Annotated in this window: 15 protein-coding genes; 8 read left to right on the top strand and 7 right to left on the bottom strand. The window is 71.5% G+C overall.

The annotated features are described in order from the left end of the window. Positions 1–63: 63 nt before the first annotated feature. From ACLQ26_RS15515 to ACLQ26_RS15505, 3 genes are all read right to left on the bottom strand, one after another. On the bottom strand, positions 64–780 hold the full coding sequence (locus ACLQ26_RS15515; RefSeq protein WP_425745059.1) for a hypothetical protein: 717 nt from the start codon (positions 778–780) through the stop codon (positions 64–66). Between the two features lie 616 nt (positions 781–1,396). After that, positions 1,397–2,347: a zinc metalloprotease gene (locus tag ACLQ26_RS15510; RefSeq protein ID WP_425745058.1), complete on the bottom strand. Its 951-nt coding sequence runs from the start codon at positions 2,345–2,347 to the stop codon at positions 1,397–1,399. 151 nt (positions 2,348–2,498) lie between these two features. Beyond that, the gene (locus tag ACLQ26_RS15505) at positions 2,499–3,503 is read right to left on the bottom strand and encodes an RNA polymerase sigma-70 factor (RefSeq protein WP_425745057.1); all 1,005 of its coding nucleotides are present in this window, start codon (positions 3,501–3,503) and stop codon (positions 2,499–2,501) included. 79 nt (positions 3,504–3,582) lie between these two features. Between ACLQ26_RS15505 and ACLQ26_RS15500 the strand changes: the two genes are divergently transcribed. Further along, positions 3,583–4,068 (top strand): carboxymuconolactone decarboxylase family protein, encoded by a 486-nt coding sequence (locus ACLQ26_RS15500; protein ID WP_425745056.1) that lies wholly within the window; start codon positions 3,583–3,585, stop codon positions 4,066–4,068. 50 nt (positions 4,069–4,118) lie between these two features. Here the strand turns inward: ACLQ26_RS15500 and ACLQ26_RS15495 are convergent, their stop codons facing one another. After that, positions 4,119–4,871: a TIGR03089 family protein gene (locus ACLQ26_RS15495; RefSeq protein WP_425745055.1), complete on the bottom strand. Its 753-nt coding sequence runs from the start codon at positions 4,869–4,871 to the stop codon at positions 4,119–4,121. A gap of 300 nt (positions 4,872–5,171) precedes the next feature. On the opposite strand from ACLQ26_RS15495, the gene ACLQ26_RS15490 reads away from it, so the two are divergent. Next, entirely contained in the window at positions 5,172–7,472 is a 2,301-nt protein-coding gene (locus ACLQ26_RS15490; RefSeq protein WP_425745054.1) for an esterase-like activity of phytase family protein, read from the top strand. A 147-nt stretch (positions 7,473–7,619) separates the two neighbouring features. Here the strand turns inward: ACLQ26_RS15490 and ACLQ26_RS15485 are convergent, their stop codons facing one another. Further along, on the bottom strand, positions 7,620–7,988 hold the full coding sequence (locus tag ACLQ26_RS15485; RefSeq protein ID WP_425745053.1) for a MerR family transcriptional regulator: 369 nt from the start codon (positions 7,986–7,988) through the stop codon (positions 7,620–7,622). A 58-nt stretch (positions 7,989–8,046) separates the two neighbouring features. Here ACLQ26_RS15485 and ACLQ26_RS15480 point away from each other — a divergent pair, with 58 nt between their 5' ends. Beyond that, positions 8,047–8,946, top strand: coding sequence for an NAD(P)-dependent oxidoreductase (locus ACLQ26_RS15480; protein WP_425745052.1), 900 nt, complete (start codon positions 8,047–8,049; stop codon positions 8,944–8,946). A gap of 261 nt (positions 8,947–9,207) precedes the next feature. Here the strand turns inward: ACLQ26_RS15480 and ligD (ACLQ26_RS15475) are convergent, their stop codons facing one another. Next, a complete protein-coding gene (ligD, locus tag ACLQ26_RS15475; protein ID WP_425745051.1) occupies positions 9,208–10,119 on the bottom strand; it encodes a non-homologous end-joining DNA ligase in 912 nt (303 codons plus the stop codon). Continuing rightward, positions 10,109–11,050 (bottom strand): non-homologous end-joining DNA ligase, encoded by a 942-nt coding sequence (ligD, locus tag ACLQ26_RS15470; protein ID WP_425745050.1) that lies wholly within the window; start codon positions 11,048–11,050, stop codon positions 10,109–10,111. Before ligD (ACLQ26_RS15470) ends, ligD (ACLQ26_RS15475) begins: the two co-directional genes overlap by 11 nt. Before the next feature lie 85 nt (positions 11,051–11,135). On the opposite strand from ligD (ACLQ26_RS15470), the gene ACLQ26_RS15465 reads away from it, so the two are divergent. The 5 genes from ACLQ26_RS15465 (at position 11,136) to ACLQ26_RS15445 (ending at position 15,391) form a co-directional block, all read left to right on the top strand. Then, positions 11,136–12,161 (top strand): Ku protein, encoded by a 1,026-nt coding sequence (locus ACLQ26_RS15465; RefSeq protein ID WP_425745049.1) that lies wholly within the window; start codon positions 11,136–11,138, stop codon positions 12,159–12,161. 74 nt (positions 12,162–12,235) lie between these two features. After that, positions 12,236–12,874 (top strand): DUF4241 domain-containing protein, encoded by a 639-nt coding sequence (locus ACLQ26_RS15460; protein WP_425745048.1) that lies wholly within the window; start codon positions 12,236–12,238, stop codon positions 12,872–12,874. Positions 12,875–12,974: 100 nt separating this feature from the next. Continuing rightward, positions 12,975–13,691, top strand: a complete 717-nt coding sequence (locus ACLQ26_RS15455) for an FKBP-type peptidyl-prolyl cis-trans isomerase (protein WP_425745188.1) — start codon at positions 12,975–12,977, stop codon at positions 13,689–13,691. 123 nt (positions 13,692–13,814) lie between these two features. After that, on the top strand, positions 13,815–14,705 hold the full coding sequence (locus ACLQ26_RS15450) for an SCO6745 family protein (protein WP_425745047.1): 891 nt from the start codon (positions 13,815–13,817) through the stop codon (positions 14,703–14,705). A gap of 32 nt (positions 14,706–14,737) precedes the next feature. Next, on the top strand, positions 14,738–15,391 hold the full coding sequence (locus ACLQ26_RS15445; RefSeq protein WP_425745046.1) for an HAD family hydrolase: 654 nt from the start codon (positions 14,738–14,740) through the stop codon (positions 15,389–15,391).

The following is a 15,391-nucleotide window of genomic DNA, read 5'->3' as shown; positions in this document are numbered from 1 at the left end:
GCCGACGCCGAGCACCGGAATGCCGACCGCGGCGGGCAGGGGGGCCAGAGCGGTTGGCCGGTCTCAGGAGGGGCGGGCGAGGGCGACCCGTCGGCGACGTACCTGACGCCGCAGCAGCACGACGACGGCCGCGACGAGCAGCAGGGGGCCGACGCTCCCGGCGACCTTCCAGCCGGTGGCGGGGCCGTGGTCGGGCACGCTCGCCTCGCTGGCGGCGGGCACGTCGCCGAGCACCCAGTCATGGGCGTACCGGCCGGGGCCGTACACCTGGCGCTGGCCGCGCGGGCCGGTCGCCACCGTCTGGTACGCCTGGTCGAGATCGCTCAACATCCGGACCTCGATGCGGGCCGCGCCGACCGACCCCACGCAGGCGTAGTCGACGTCCACACCGGAGCGCACGAGGTCGCGTGGCGGGTGGACGGTTCCGGCGCACGCATGCCCGTCGCTGCTGACCGTCATCTGTGCAAGCAGGTAGCTCGCGAACGGCGCGGACGAGGCAAGCACCGTCGAGTCCGAAGGCTGGAAGGAGATCGCGCCGTCGAGCAGAACACGGTCCTGCGGCAGCAGGCCGAGTTTGACGCCGAGCAGAGTCAGTTCGTCGACGCCGCCCGCCTTCCACGTCAGACGCACCACCTCGGGGCGGGTCGCGTCCGCCGCGACGGCCACGGTCTGCGGATAGCCGTACGGGTGCGCTCCGGCGGGAACCGCCATCGCGAGCAGGGTGACTGTGAACGCCACCGCGATCACGACGCGGCGGGGCCACCGTGCGGTTGAGGGCATGCCAGCGCTCCGGTCTACAGGTGCTGTGGCACGCCGGTGGGCGCGGCCGTTCAGTGACCCTGCCGGCCGTTGGCGAACTCGCCAGGCGAGCTTGATGAGAAACGGGCGCAGCGGGGATGAACAGTTAGTTGATCAACTGCGCTTTCGCGCGTGTCGTCAGCTGCCCGACCGCTCAGGCGGCGCTGACGTCCTCGGCCCGAAGCTGCCGACGGGTCGACTGATGCAGAGCCGTCGCGCTGCCCGCCGTGTCGAGGTGCTGGTGAGCGGTATACCGCAGAGGTATGAATATGACTCTGAGGTATACCGCTGACGACCGCATCCGCCCCCACGGAGGTGACCGAGGGTCACCGCAGGCCACCGGCGGACTGCCGGCTGCGCCCCAGCCGGGGTTAGGGGAAATCACTCGTCCAGGTGGACTCCGCGACGAAAACGCCGCGACCCGGTCGGCCAACCAGCACACCCTGCTCCCGCAATGTCGCCACCGCCGGGTGCTGGCCCGGCGGCCGGTGTGCCCGCCGACCACACCGCGCCCTGCTCGCCCCGGCTGAACCGGCGGTGATGAGGGACGGAAAGGGGCTGGCGGGGCACACCCCGCCAGCCCCCGACACTGCTTGCGTCAGCCGGCGCCGCCGGCGCGGAACGCCACCCAGGCGTCGCTCATCCGGTCGGCCTGACCTGCGGTGAACATGTCCATGCAGGAGTCCTGCGTGTAGTCCATGAAGTTGTGGATCGGGTCCAGCCCGGGTGCGGTGCAGGTGTCCGCGCCCACCGGGCAGTCGAACTGAGGCGCCGCCTCGCGCGGGGTGTCCGCGACGAAGTCGCCGGACGCGGAGCAGCCGTGCGCGAAGGTGTGCTCCAGCATCAGCCAGTGCCCCACCTCGTGTGTGAGCGTGTCACCGAGGGCGTACTTGCCGGCCGTGCCGCCCGGCATCGACTCGTCGAGCATCACCACGCCGTCGATGTAGTCGCGGCCGTTGTTGTAGCCCTTCGGGAAGTACGCCCAGCCGAGCAGGCCACCGCCGATGTTGGCCGCGTACACGTTCAGGGTGCGGGAGTCGCCGGTGTAGAGGGCCTTCTTCATGTCCCGCTCGTTCTTGCCCGGCTCGACCGTGTACCAGGCGCTGTTCACCGTGAACGTGGTGTCGACGAGCGAGAACCGGAACGGGGTGTCCGAGGCGTTGGCTGCCGTACGGCCCGCGTACGAGTCGTTGAGCACCGCCATCTGGGCCGCGATCAAGGTGTTCCACCTGGTCGTCTCGGCGGCGCTGAGCGGATGGTCGGAGACCATGTGGAAGACGGTCGGCACGGTGACGCTGCCGTTGGGCAGGCGTGGCGCGTCCTTGATCACGCCGTAGGCGTTGGCCTCGTTCTTGGAGTACAGCGCCGGTTCCTGGGCTGTGGCGCCCTCGGCGGCCCGCGCCGCAGTGCCCGGGTCGCACGCCGCGACACCCGGGGAGGCGGTCACGGGGGCGGCCGTGGCGAGCGCTCCGGAGGCGCCGCCGGAGGCCAGGAACGTGGCGGTGGTGGCGGTGAGGACCGCCAGTCGGAAGACAGGTCTCCTGTGCATCGGTGCACCTTTCAGTGAGGGAGCGGTGCGCTGTCGATGACGTCGTCGTTCGGGTATGAGACCACGTTGGTGACACCGGCAAAAGACCTGCGTACGGCCCTGATGTGGGATGTAACGGCAGGGGCACGGGGCGCGCTGTTAGGGCCCGACGTCAGCGGCTCAGGACGTTCTCCCGCCGCATGTGGGACAGCTTCTCCGGATTGCGGACAGCGTAGATCCCCGTGATGAGGCCGCCCTCGATACGCACGGCCACGACGGTGTCCAACTCGCCGTCGAGGTGGACGATCAGCGCCGGGTAGCCGTTGACCTGCGCCGGCCGCCACGACGTGCTGCCCGCGACCTTGCCCCAACCAGAGGCCAACGCGCGGGCCACCTTGTCGGCACCGAGGATGGGCCGCGGGACGGCCTGCTTGATCCCACCACCGTCGCCGAGAAACACCACATCCGGCGCGAGGATGTCGAGTAGGCCCTGCAGATCCCCCATGTCGACCGCCCGCTGGAACGCGTCGAGCGCGCACCGGGCCTCCGCCGGGGAGACGACCTGGCGGGGCCTGCGGGCCGAGACGTGTGCCCGGGCCCGGTGCGCGATCTGGCGGACGGCAGCGGGGCTCTTGTCGACGGCTTCGGCGATCTCGTCGTACTCGAGGTCGAACACCTCGCGCAGCACGAACACCGCCCGTTCGGTCGGCGCGAGCGTCTCCAGCACCAGCAGCACGGCCATCGAGACGCTGTCGGCCAGCGCGACGTCCTCGGCCACGTCGGGCGCCGTGAGCAGCGGCTCGGGCAGCCAGGATCCGACGTAGGACTCCTTGCGGCGACCGAGCGTCCGCAACCGGGTGAGCGCCTGGCGGGTGGTGATGCGGACCAGGTAGGCGCGTTGGTCGTGGACTGCGCCCAGGTCGACGCCCGCCCACCGCAGCCAGGTGTCCTGGAGTACGTCCTCCGCGTCGGCGGCCGAGCCGAGCATCTCGTACGCGACGGTGAAGAGCAGGTTGCGGTGGGCGAGGAAGGCCTCGGTGGCCCGGTCCGGCCGGTCGTCGGCTGCGGTCTGCGGCATGTCCACCACTGTGAACTCCTGTTCGCTGTCGACTGCGTCACCCACCAGATGCCGGAGCCAGCCGTTCTGTGACACCTTCCCGCCTGTGGCGGTGGTCACCCTGCTCGACCGTCACAGGGCTGCGCTCACCGGCATCTCATGGTCGTCCGATCGAACACCACGGCTAAGGACGGTAACCATGGACGCCCGGTTCAACATGTTCGAGAACGAGTTCGCGATGAAGTTCTTCAAGCGGTTCGCGAACGTCGGCATGGTGCTGCAGCAGTCGCCGCTGCCGAAGTCCACGCAGGAGCTGGTGTCGCTGCGCGCGAGCCAGATCAACGGCTGCGGCTGGTGCATCGACACGCACGTCAAGGAGGCCGTGGCGGCCGGCGAGAGTGCGGTTCGACTCAGCCTGGTCGCCGCCTGGCGCGAGTCGACCGTTTTCACCGAGGCCGAGCAGGCCGCGCTCGCGCTCGCCGAGGAGGGCACCAGGCTCGCCGACGCCTACCAGGGAGTGTCCGACGAGACCTGGGCTCAGGTGCGCAAGCACTACGACGACGACCAGGTCGCCGCGCTCGTCGCGCTCGTCGCCCTGATCAATGCGGCCAACCGGCTCGCCGTGATCGTGCACCAGCGGGGTGGCTCCTACGAGCCCGGCATGTTGGCCGCCGCGTTCGGCTGAATCGGCAACGGACCCGGCCCGGGATCATCCGATCCCGGGCCGGGCGCACGTCAGAGGACCCGGGTCACCTGCTCGGCGGCGATCACCGCGTCCCGTCGCGCCGGGTCGAGGTTGGCGCTGATGACCACTGACGCGCCCGCCGACAGCGGCGCGAGCAACCACTTCAGCGGCTGCTCGGTCTCGGCGGCGTCGACAAGCAGCCGGTCGCCGGCACGCAGGTCGAGCATCGTGGCGAACTCCCGGGCGAGCGCTCCCCACTGGCCGTAGGTCGTGCCGTCCGCGGTCGCGGGATCCGACGGGTGGATGGCGGTGTGGTCGGGCGTCACGTCGGAGTGGCGGAGCACCTCGGCGGACCAGTCCAGCCAGCCCAGCGGCACGTCGGCCAGCCGCCCCGGCCCGGTGCCGACGAGGTAGCGGTGCGGGGCGTCCGGCACGTCCTCCAGCCAGTCGTCCTGCCGCTCGGGAGTCACGAAGACCGCGTCGAACGGCCGGTCACCGCCGGGCTCCAACGCCGCCAGGCCCGCCGTGGCGCGCGGCCGGAACGACACCGCCAGGCCGCAGGCCCAGGCACCCATCAACACCGCGGCGGTACGCCAGTGCGGCGGCAGCAGGACCGCCACGCGGCTGCCGGGGCCGAGACCGCAGCCGTCGCGCAGCAGGCTCGCGCTGCGCGCCGCCCAGACGCCTACCTGATGTGCGGTCAGGTCGACGCGCTCGCCCGTCGCCTCGTCGCGGTAGCTGAGCAGTGGGCTATCGGCGGCGGCGGGCGGGACCGAGAGGTCGGCCGTGGCGTGTGACTGCATCTGCGTGCTCCCCGGGTGACGACGTCGCCACCACCCTACGCAACGACTTTGGTCGTACGCCGCATCGTCGGTGCCGCTCTGCTGTCCTTCTGGCGGAACCCGCGGCCGCGGCCCACGGATCCGTCGAGCGCCGGGGCGACCCTGGCCGGCGACATCGCGGTAAGCGTCGTCACGGTGGTCCTGGTCGGCGGCGCCTGGTGGCGGCTGCGCCGTGCTTCGCCGACTGTTCATGTCGGCGCAAGCTGAAGCTCCCCGACAACTGTCAGCCTCCGTGCGGGTACGACCTAACGGAGGAAGTCCTTGACACTCAGAAGAGCATTCACCGCGCTCACCGCAGCCGGTGTCGCCGCCGCCAGCCTGACCGGGGCCACCCCCGCGTCGGCCGGCGCGCACCACCACCCTTCGCTCGCCTTCGACCGGGTCGCCACGTACCCGGTGTTCCAGAACCGTCCGGCCGGCGAGGATTCGGCGACCGCGACGGTCGCCGAGATCTCGGCGGTCAGCGAGGACGGCCGCACCCTAATCCACACCGACGCGCTGGCCCGACGCATCGGCTTCCTGGACATCTCCCGTGCCGACCGGCCGCGCGGCCTCGGCACGCTCTCCCTGGCCCAGCTCGGCGACGCCGAGGACGAGCCGACCTCGGTCGCCGTGGTCGGCCGGTACGTGCTGGTGGTGGTGAACACCAGCGCCAGCTTCACCGAGCCGTCGGGCCGCCTCGACGTGATCGAGCTGGCCGCTCGGAAGCGGGTGGCCAGCTTCGACCTCGGCGGTCAGCCCGACTCGATCGCGATCAGCAAGGACCAGCGGTACGCCGCGATCGCCATCGAGAACGAGCGTGACGAGGAGGCCACCCCGCCCGGCGGCGAGGAGGGCGACCTGCCCCAGGCGCCCGCCGGTTTCGTGCAGATCGTCGACCTGACCGGGAAGTCTCCCGCCGGTTGGCGGCTGCGGCCGGTCGCGCTGACCGGGGCGGACGGCAGCGCGCTGCCCGCCCTGGCCCAGGCCGGCCTCGCCGCGCCGACCGACCCCGAGCCGGAGTACGTCTCGATCAACAGCCGCAACCAGCTGGCCGTGACGCTTCAGGAAAACAACGGCGTTGCCCTTGTCGACCTGCCCACCGGCCGGATCACCACGGTGTTCAGCGCCGGCACCGTCACCATCAGCGGTATCGACACCAAGAAGGACGGTGTCATCGACCTGACCGGCGGCATCACCGACGTGCCGCGCGAGCCGGACGCGGTGGCCTGGGTCGACGACCGCTATCTCGCCACGGCCAACGAGGGCGACTGGCACGGCGGCACCCGTGGCTGGTCGATCTTCGACAGCCGCAGCGGACGCGTCGCCTGGGACGCCGGCAACACCTTCGAGCGGCTCGCCGTCAGCTACGGGCTGCACAACGAGGACCGGGCCGGCAAGAAGGGCACCGAGCCGGAGGGCGTGGCCGTCGCCGAGTACGACGGCGTCCGGTACGCCTTCGTCGGCTCGGAGCGGAGCAACTTCGTCGCCGTCTACGACCTGGGCAACCCCACCCGGCCGGTGTTCCGGCAGGTCCTGCCGACCACAAACGGGCCGGAGGGGCTGTTGCCCATCCCGTCGCGCGGACTGCTCGCGGTCTCCAGCGAGGAGGACGACGCCGCGGTCAACGTCCGGGCCTCGGTGTCGCTCTTCCAACTCGGCAAGGGCACCCCCGAGTTCCCGAGCATCGTCTCCGGCGCGGACCGCACTGGCACCCCGATCGGCTGGGGCGCGCTCGGCGCGTTGAGCGCGGTGCCGGGCAAGCGGGACCAGCTCTACAGCGTCACCGACGCGGCGTACAGCCAGACTCGGATCCTCACCATCGACGCGAAGCGGTCGCCGGCCCTGATCACCGGCGCGCTGCCGGTGCGGGATGCGGCCGGCACACCCGTCGGGTACGACGCGGAGGGCGTCTTCGCCCGCCCGCAGGGCGGCTTCTGGCTCGCTGTCGAGGGTGCCAAGGGCGCGGAGAACAAGCTGGTCCGGCTCGACGCCGCCGGGGTGACCCGGCAGACCGTTGCGCTGCCCGCCGAGGTCGCCGCCGGCCTGGGCAAGCAGGGCCTGGAAGGGGTCACCGCGACTACCGACCGGCAGGGCCGGGAGGTCGTCTGGGTAGCCGTGCAGCGGGAGCTGAGCACGGACCCGGCCGGGATCGTCCGGCTCGGCCGCTACGACGTCACGGCAGGCACCTGGAGTTGGTACGGATACCAGTTGGGCACCACCACCGTGCCCGGTGACTGGATGGGCCTCTCCGAGATCACCGTGGTCGGCGACCGGCTCGCGGTCATCGAGCGGGACAAGCTGAGCGGCCCGGCCGCCACGGTCAAGCGGATCTACACGGTGCCGCTGCCCGCTGCGGCGGCGACCGGCCCGCTGACGGTGCTGCCGAAGAAGCTCGCCGTCGACGTGCTCCCCGCGCTGCGCGCCACGAACGGCTGGACGCAGGAGAAGCTGGAGGGTCTGACCGTGGCCGGCAACGGCGAGGTGTACGCGATCACCGACAACGACGCGGTCCAGGACGCCACCGGTGAGACGGTGCTCCTGCGTCTCGGGTCCAGCCGAAAGGTGTTCGGACACCGCTGATCCGTCGTCCACCTCGGCCCGGCGTCCACAAATGGGCGCCGGGCCATTTTTTGACCATGACGACGACGTCGGGTGTCTACGGGCGCCGTTGACCTGTTGTCCGCCCGTCGTCGAGCAGTGGGCCACCCTCCGCAGGCCGGACGGTGCTCAGGGCTGGTCGCGGGCCCCGGAGCCGGCCTGGATGAGCCGGTCCAGGACAGCACGAGCGGCGGCGAGCCGGTCGATGGACGTGGTGATCCGGTTGCGCTCCACCGCGAGCGCGTCGAGGAGTTCTGGGCAGGTGGGGGCCAGCACGGTCACGTCGTCGGGGATGCAGGGAAGGATCTCGCCGATCGCCGTGGTGTTCAAGCCGGCGGACAGCAACAGTTGGATGTGCCGCACCGTGCCCACCGCCTGCGGCTCGTAGTGGCGGTAGCCGCTCGCGAGACGAGCCGGTCTCAACAGCCCCTGCTCCTCGTAGTAGCGCAGCGCCCGTGGGGTGCTGCCGGCCTGCCGCGCCAATTCACTGATCCGCACACCCAGAGCAGATCAGCGCTTGACCTTCACGTCAACGGCAAGGTTTACCGTCGTCGCTGTGACTCACCCCAATCATGAGGACAACCAGCCCGCCACCGTCGCCGTCCTGGGGCTCGGCCCGATGGGCCGGGCGCTGGGCGCCGCGTCGCTCGCCGCCGGTCACCCCACCGTGGTCTGGAACCGAACACCCGGCCGGGCGGCCGCGCTCGTGGCCGCGGGAGCGGTGCTCGCTCCGACGGTGGCCGATGCGGCACGCCAGGCATCGGTCGTCATCGCCTGCGTCATCAACTACCGGGCAGCGCGCGCCGTCCTGTCGGGCCTCGAAAGCCCGCCGAGAGGACCATTCGTCAACCTCGGCAGCGGGCACGCAGCCGAGGCGCGGGACATGGCGACCTGGGCCGCGCAGCGGGGCATCAACTACCTGGACGGTGCCATCCTGACGCCAGCGCCAGCCATCGGGACACCGGCCGCAACGATTCTCTACAGCGGTCCGCGGGCCCTCTTCGACGACAGCCTTCCGTCGTTGGAGAGCTTCGGCGGTTCCAGCATCTACCTCGGTGCGGACGTCGGCACGGCAGCAGCGTACGAAATGGCGTTGCTCGACCTGTTCACCATGTCCGTCGGCGGACTCGCGCACGCCTTCGCCCTGGCCCGTGCCGAGGGCATCCCGCCGGCCGCGTTCGCCCGTTTCGCCAGAGGAATCGGTGGCCTGTTGCCCGACATGGCCGACCGGTTCGCCGAGCAACTCACATCCGGAACCTTCGCCGCCGACGTTTCCAGCATCGCGTCGGCGGGCTCGGCGGTCACCCACGTCGTCGATGCCGCCGCCGCCCGCGGCATCGAGACCGCACCGCTGCGGGCCGTGCAATCGATCATCGACCGGGCCGTCGCGGCGGGCCACGGCGGCGACAGCTACGCCCGGCTCGCCGAATCGCTCGTGCCGGTCGACCACCCGTAGCCGGAGACGTCAGCGGAAACCGCTGTGACCTGGCCATTACACTCGCGCTCACACCAGTTGGGCGGTGGGCGCAGCCGGCGGCGGGGTGACCGCCGGTCACCTCCGTGGGGGCGGACGCGGCCGTAAGCCGTATACCTCAGAGTCATATTCATACCTCTGAGGTATACCGCTCACCAGCACATCGGCACGGCGGACAGCCACAGCGGATGGCCAGCGCCCTTCGCCGCCACCCCAGCCCGTCTTGAGTCGGGACTTACTCGTCTAGGCCGGCAACTCGGGCCCACCGTCGAGCAGCGCGGCCAGCAAGTCCCCGTACTCCTCGACCCTGGTCAGGACCTCGGCGGCGGTGAACGGGCGGACGGCCGGTCGCCGGCCGCGGGCGCCGGCCTCGACCTCGTCCCAGGTCAGTGGCGTCGACACCGACGGCACCGACTGGGCGCGCAGTGAGTACGGCGCCACAGTCGTCTTCGCCGCGTTGTTCTGACTCCAGTCGATGAAGACCTTGCCGGGCCGCAGGTTCTTGGCCATCTTCGACACGATCAGCTTCGGGTGGGCCTTCTCCAGCTCCTGGGCGATCCGGCGCGCGTAGGCGGAGACGTCATCGGCGGACTGGGTGCCAGCGATCGGACAGCACAGTTGCATGCCCTTCTTGCCTGACGTCTTCGGGTACGAGTCGATGCCGTCGTCGGCGAGCCGGTCGCGCATCAGCACCGCCACCGGGCAGCACTCGGCGAGCCCGGCCGGCGGCCCCGGGTCCAGGTCGACCACCATCATGTCCGGGTCCTCACCGACCTTCCACTGCGGCGTGTGCAGCTCCAACGCGGCGAGGTTGGCCAGCCAGACAACCGTGGGCAGATCGTCGGCGACCACATAGTCGATCGTCTCCCGACCCTTCGTCGACCCGGGCGCGGGCAGTGTCTCCACCCGCACCCAGTCCGGGGTCGCGGCGGGCTTGTTCTTCTCGAAGAAGGACTTGTCGTCCACCCCGTTGGGGAAGCGGATCCGGGTGACCGGGCGGTCGCGCAGGTGCGGCAGCAGCACCGGGGAGATCCGGGTGTAGTAGTCGATCACCTCGCCCTTGGTGAAGCCGACCGCCGGATAGAGGACCTTGTCCAGGTTGGACAGCTCAAGCGGGCGGCCCTCGACGTCCACCCGTAGCTTCTCAGCCGGCATCGTCGACCTCCTCCGGCGGCTTGTCCGGGCGCAACCGCAGCACCCGGGGGAAGCGCAGCCGGCCGTCGGGGGTGCGTTGGCCGTACTTCACCTCCACCACCACCCGGGGTTCTACCCAGATGGCGCCCCTGGCATCCTCGCGCGGCACGCCCGGCGCGAACGGTGACACGCCCGAGCGCAGCGGCTCCAGCTCGGCGAGGAGCTGCCGTTCGATGGCCGCCCCGATCCCACCGCCGACCCGGCCCCGATAGATCAACCGGCCGTCCGGGCCGGGCACCCCGACCAGCAGCCCGCCGATCCGGCGCGCGCCCGGCCGCCAGCCACCCACGACGAAGTCGCCCGTCACCTCCAGCTTGACCTTCACCCAGTCCGGGGAGCGCACCCCGGGGCGGTAGACGGCGCCGACCCGCTTGGCCATCACGCCCTCCAAGCCGTGCTCGCCGGCCGCCTCGTAGGTCGCCGGACCGTCGGCGAAGACCGGCGGCACCGCCCACCGGGCACCGCCGAGCCCGAGCGCGTCGAGGGCCTCGCGGCGGCGCTCGTACGGCCAGCCGGTCAGATCCTCACCGCCGCGGCGCAACAGGTCGAAGATCATGTACGTGACCGGCATGACCGCTGCCAACCGGGCCGCCTTGTTGCGGTCCCGCACGTGCATCCGCTCGGCGAGGGCAGTGAACGAGGGTTGCCCGCCTTGGCCGAGCAGCACCACCTCGCCGTCGAGCAGCACGTCGTCGACCTGCTCGGGAAGGGTGGCCAGCTCGGGGTACGCGGCGGTGATCTCCACGCCGGAGCGGGCGTACAGGTGCTGGACGCCGCCGGAGATGTGGGCGAGCGCGCGGACCCCGTCCCACTTGAACTCGTACGCCCAGCCGTCACCCGCCGGGAGCGGCCCGGTCATCGCGAGCATCGGCTTGAGCGGCGCGCCGGGCACGACCCGACTGTAGTAGCAGGCGGAACACCTCGCGTCATGTTCTTTCGGATGCGAGCATGGTCGATACCGGGGAAGGGAGCGCAGGATGCGTGCCATCTGGAAGGGAGCCGTGTCGTTCGGGCTCGTCTCGATCGGGGTGAAGCTCTACTCGGCGACCGAGGAGAAGGACATTCGGTTCCACCAGGTGCACCGTGAGGACGGTGGCCGGATCCGCTACAAGCGCACCTGCTCGGTCTGCGGCGAGGAGGTCACCTACGACGACATCGCCAAGGGCTACGACATCGGCGGCGGCGAGATGGTGATCCTCACCGACGAGGACTTCGCCGACCTGCCCCTGACCAGCTCCCGCGCGATCGACGTGCTGGAGTTCGTGCCCGCCGAGCAGGTCGACCCGATCCTCTACAACAAGGCGTACTTCCTGGAGCCGGAGGGCACCGCCACCAAACCGTACGTGCTGCTGCGCGACGCGCTCATCGACTCGGAGCGGGTGGCAATCGTCAAGGTGGCGCTGCGCCAACGTGAACAGCTCGCCACGTTGCGGGTCCGCGAGGGCGTGCTGCTGCTCAACACGATGCTCTGGCCGGACGAGATCCGTACGCCGGACTTCGGCTTCCTCGACGAGGACCTGAAGGTGCGCCCGCCCGAGCTGGCCATGGCCAGCTCGCTCATCGACTCGATGACAGGCGAGTTCGAGCCGGACGTCTTCACCGACGACTACCGGGCCGCGTTGCAGGAGGTCATCGACGCCAAGGTGGAGGGTCGTGAGGTCGTCCAGCCGGAGGAGGCCGAGGAGGCGCCGGCCGCGGCGGTGGACCTGATGGCCGCGCTGAAGGCATCGGTGGACCGGGCCCGGGCGGCACGCGGCGAACAGCCCGCACGCGGGGGCGGCGGTGGCGAGCCGACGCCCATCTCGTCGGCCCGCTCGGCGCAGAAGGCAGCCGAGAAGAAGGCCGCAGCAAAGGCACCGGCGAAGAAGACCACGGCGAAGAAGACGACCGACAAGAAGACCGCCGCCAAGAAGGCCGAGCCGGCGAAGAAGGCCGCCGCGAAGAAGGCGGAGCCGGCGAAGAAGACGGCCGCGCGCAAGACCGCACCCCGCAAGAGCGCCTGACCGTACGGCGGCGACGACTGGTGTCCGCCGGACCGGGTACGCTCCGCCGGCTGTTGGCCACCGGAGGAGCCCCCATGCCGTACACCCCTGACCTGGACCGGTTGTTGACGCCCGGTGCCCGCTTCACCGACGAGTACGGCGCGTACCTGATCGAGGCCCACCGGGTGGACGACGTCGTGCTGCCCACCGGCCAGGTGGTCGGGTGCGACCCGCTGGTGTGCCCGGAGGCCGAGCCGTACACGGTGACAGTGGCGCCGGGGCGGTATTCCGCCCGCGCCTGGGTGGCCGTGGTGCTCCGGGAGGGCGCCGAGGTGGACCGGCGGGTGGCCGCGCTGCAACTGGTGGTCTCGGACGAGCCGGCGGTCCGCTGGGAGCCGGCCGTCGCGGGCGACCAGGACGTCGCCGCGCTCGGCCCGGACGACTACTTCGGGTACGGGGTGGACGCGGGCGCCGGCACGCTCGCCGACCCGACGGCGCTCGCCGTCCTCGACGGCTGGGACTACGACCAGGTGGAGGAGGTGTTCATCCCGAACGAGCTGCCCATGTCGCCGGTCCGGGGCCTGATCACCGCCGTTCTCGACGAGGCCACCGGCGCCAACGTCGTCACCGTGGCCACGGGTTGGGGCGACGGCTGCTACGGCACGTGGATCGGACGCGCGGCCGACGGCGGCGTGACGTCGTTCGTGACCGACTTCATGGTGATCCCGAAATAACGTCCCGCGTGGGCGTCGCTGGGCGATCCGAGGCATCCGGGGCGGGCACGGCGGGCCGCCGGGCGAGTACCGTGTGCGTCGGCTTTCCCCCCGGCACCGGGTGCCGGCCACACCTTCGCAGCAGGGAGTCGACGACGTGAGCGAGCGCACGCAGGAGAACCGGTCGGAGGGCCAGAGCCCGGCGACGAAGGCGGGGCGGCGGCTGGCCGCCCAGCTGGCGGCGCAGAAGGCCGCCGAGGCGAAGCGCCGCCGCCAGGCGTGGGCGGGCGGTCTCGCCGGCGTCGCCGTGATGGCGCTGCTGATCGGCGGTTTCGTGTGGATCGACCGGAACCGGAGTGACGACAAGCCCGCCAACCAGGCCGGCGCGACCCCGTCCGCCTCCGCTCCGGCTGCGGACGTCCCCACTGCACCTCCCGCACCGCAGCTGCCCGAGGGCGCCGACCCGGCGCTGGGCAGCAAGCCGACGGTGGCGGCGGGCAAGGGCGAGCTGAAGAAGCTCACTGTCACCCCGGTGATCAAGGGCAGCGGCCCGGCGGTGAAGAAGGGCCAGACCATCACCACCAACTACGTGGGTGTCTTCTACAAGGACGGCAAGGAGTTCGACTCGTCCTGGAACGCCGGGCAGCCGGCCACCTTCGCCATCGGCGTGGGTCAGGTCATCCCCGGTTGGGATCAGGGCCTGGTCGGCGTGACCGTGGGCAGCCGTGTCCAGCTCGACATTCCGGGTGAGCTGGGGTACGGCAATGACGCGGCCAAGGCCGGCGGTCGTCCGACCGGTCCGCTGCGCTTCGTGGTGGACGTGCTCGCCGCCCAGTGACCCGTCCGGATCGCCCCGGTTGTCGCCGGCACGCGATGGACTTGTTCACATGGGGCTTCCTGCCCGTCACCCTCCGGCAGTAGGTTCGGCGTCACCCCGGGCGGCCCGCCGTCCGGGGTGACCATGCGGACGCGGGATGCGGAGGTGCACGTGACGGCGCTGGACGAGCCCGGGCGGACGGCCCGGTTGCTGTGGACGCACTTCGAGCCGGTGCACGCGGTCACGTACTTCCATCCTCGGGCCCGTGCCGCGACCGAGGCGGTCGGCCTGCGCGGCTACTGGCGGGGCTACTTCGCCGGGCGGGCCGCGCCGCTGGGCGCCGTCGAGGCCGCTCCGGTCATCGCCGCGTTCTTCAACTTCGCGCCGCCGATGGTGAGCCGGGCCCTGCCGGCAGTCTGGCGGCTGGCCACCCCGCAGGAGGCGTTGCGCGCCCGGCTGACCGGCGCGGTACAGGCCCTCGCGGAGCTGACCTACGAACTTCCCGAGGGGCACCTGGCCGAGGCCGCAGACCTGCTGGAGCGGGCCGCCTCGGCAGCGCAGACCTCCGGTCGGGTGCTCGGCTCGGCCAACGCGGCGCTGCCGATCGGGGAATACCCCCTGGCCCGCCTCTGGCAGGCCGCCACCACGCTGCGGGAGCTGCGCGGCGACGGGCACAACGCCGCACTGGTGGCCGCCGGCCTGGACCCGGTGGAGACGCTGGCCTGGCGGGTCGCGGTGGACATGTCGGCGGAGAACCTGCTCGGCCGGGGCTGGTCCGAGGAACAGTGGCGGGCCGCCCGCGAGCGGCTGACGCAGCGCGGGTGGTTGACAGCCGACGGCACGGCCACCGACGTCGGTCGCGCCGGGTTCCAGGCGGTCGAGGACGCCACCGACCTGGCCGCCGAGCATCCGTGGCGGGCTCTCGGCCCGGACGACACGGACCGGCTGCGTGAGCTCCTGGAACCGATCGCCCGGTCCTGCCACACGGTGATCCCGCCGAACAGCCCGATCATGCTGCCCGCACTGCCCGGCTGACCGGAGGTCGACCTCTCGGGCAGGATGGGCCCGTGGCGGATGCGGTGGTTTTCGACCTGGACGGCGTGATCGTGGATTCCGAACCGGTCTGGGAGGAGGTCCGGCGGGCGTACGTGGCGACACACGGTGGGGCCTGGCAGCCGGACACCCAGCGCCGGCTGATGGGCATGAGCACCGGCGAGTGGGCCCGTTACCTCAGCGGTGAGCTGGGCGTGCGGCGCAGCGCCGAGCAGGTCGCCGACGAGGTGGTGCGGGAGATGGCCCGGCGCTACAAAGAGCACGTCCCGTTGATCGACGGCGCCGACGACGTGGTGCGTCGCCTGGCGGCGCGGTGGTCGCTGGGGTTGGCCAGTTCGTCGCCGACCCGGCTGATCGCGGCGGCGCTGGAGGCCACCGGCCTGACCGGCGCCTTCGCCGCGACCCTGTCCACCGAGGAGACCGAGCGGGGCAAGCCGGCCCCGGACGTGTACCTGACCGTCGCGCGACGCCTCGGTGTCGACGCGACCCGGTGCGTGGCAGTGGAGGACTCGTCAAACGGTGTGCGGTCGGCAGCGGCGGCGGGGATGCGGGTGGTGGCGGTGCCACACCTGTCGTACCCCCTCGACCGGGACGCCGCCGGGCTCGCGGCCGTGACGCTGACCTCGATCGGTGAGTTGACGCCGGAACTGGTGGAGGGGCTGGGTTGA

It is taken from the genome of Micromonospora sp. DT43 (assembly GCF_049841645.1).
Lineage (GTDB): Bacteria > Actinomycetota > Actinomycetes > Mycobacteriales > Micromonosporaceae > Micromonospora.
This window is presented reverse-complemented; position numbering and strand designations above follow the sequence as displayed.

Bases quoted from the DNA above. Each gene is read 5' to 3' on its own strand.
- ACLQ26_RS15515 (WP_425745059.1), bottom strand. From the start codon at position 780: ATGCCCTCAACCGCACGGTGGCCCCGCCGCGTCGTGATCGCGGTGGCG.
- ACLQ26_RS15450 (WP_425745047.1), top strand. From the start codon at position 13,815: ATGCGGACGCGGGATGCGGAGGTGCACGTGACGGCGCTGGACGAGCCC.
- ACLQ26_RS15465 (WP_425745049.1), top strand. From the start codon at position 11,136: ATGCGTGCCATCTGGAAGGGAGCCGTGTCGTTCGGGCTCGTCTCGATC.
- ligD (WP_425745051.1), bottom strand. From the start codon at position 10,119: ATGCCGGCTGAGAAGCTACGGGTGGACGTCGAGGGCCGCCCGCTTGAG.
- ACLQ26_RS15500 (WP_425745056.1), top strand. From the start codon at position 3,583: ATGGACGCCCGGTTCAACATGTTCGAGAACGAGTTCGCGATGAAGTTC.
- ACLQ26_RS15495 (WP_425745055.1), bottom strand. From the start codon at position 4,871: ATGCAGTCACACGCCACGGCCGACCTCTCGGTCCCGCCCGCCGCCGCC.
- ACLQ26_RS15460 (WP_425745048.1), top strand. From the start codon at position 12,236: ATGCCGTACACCCCTGACCTGGACCGGTTGTTGACGCCCGGTGCCCGC.
- ACLQ26_RS15510 (WP_425745058.1), bottom strand. From the start codon at position 2,347: ATGCACAGGAGACCTGTCTTCCGACTGGCGGTCCTCACCGCCACCACC.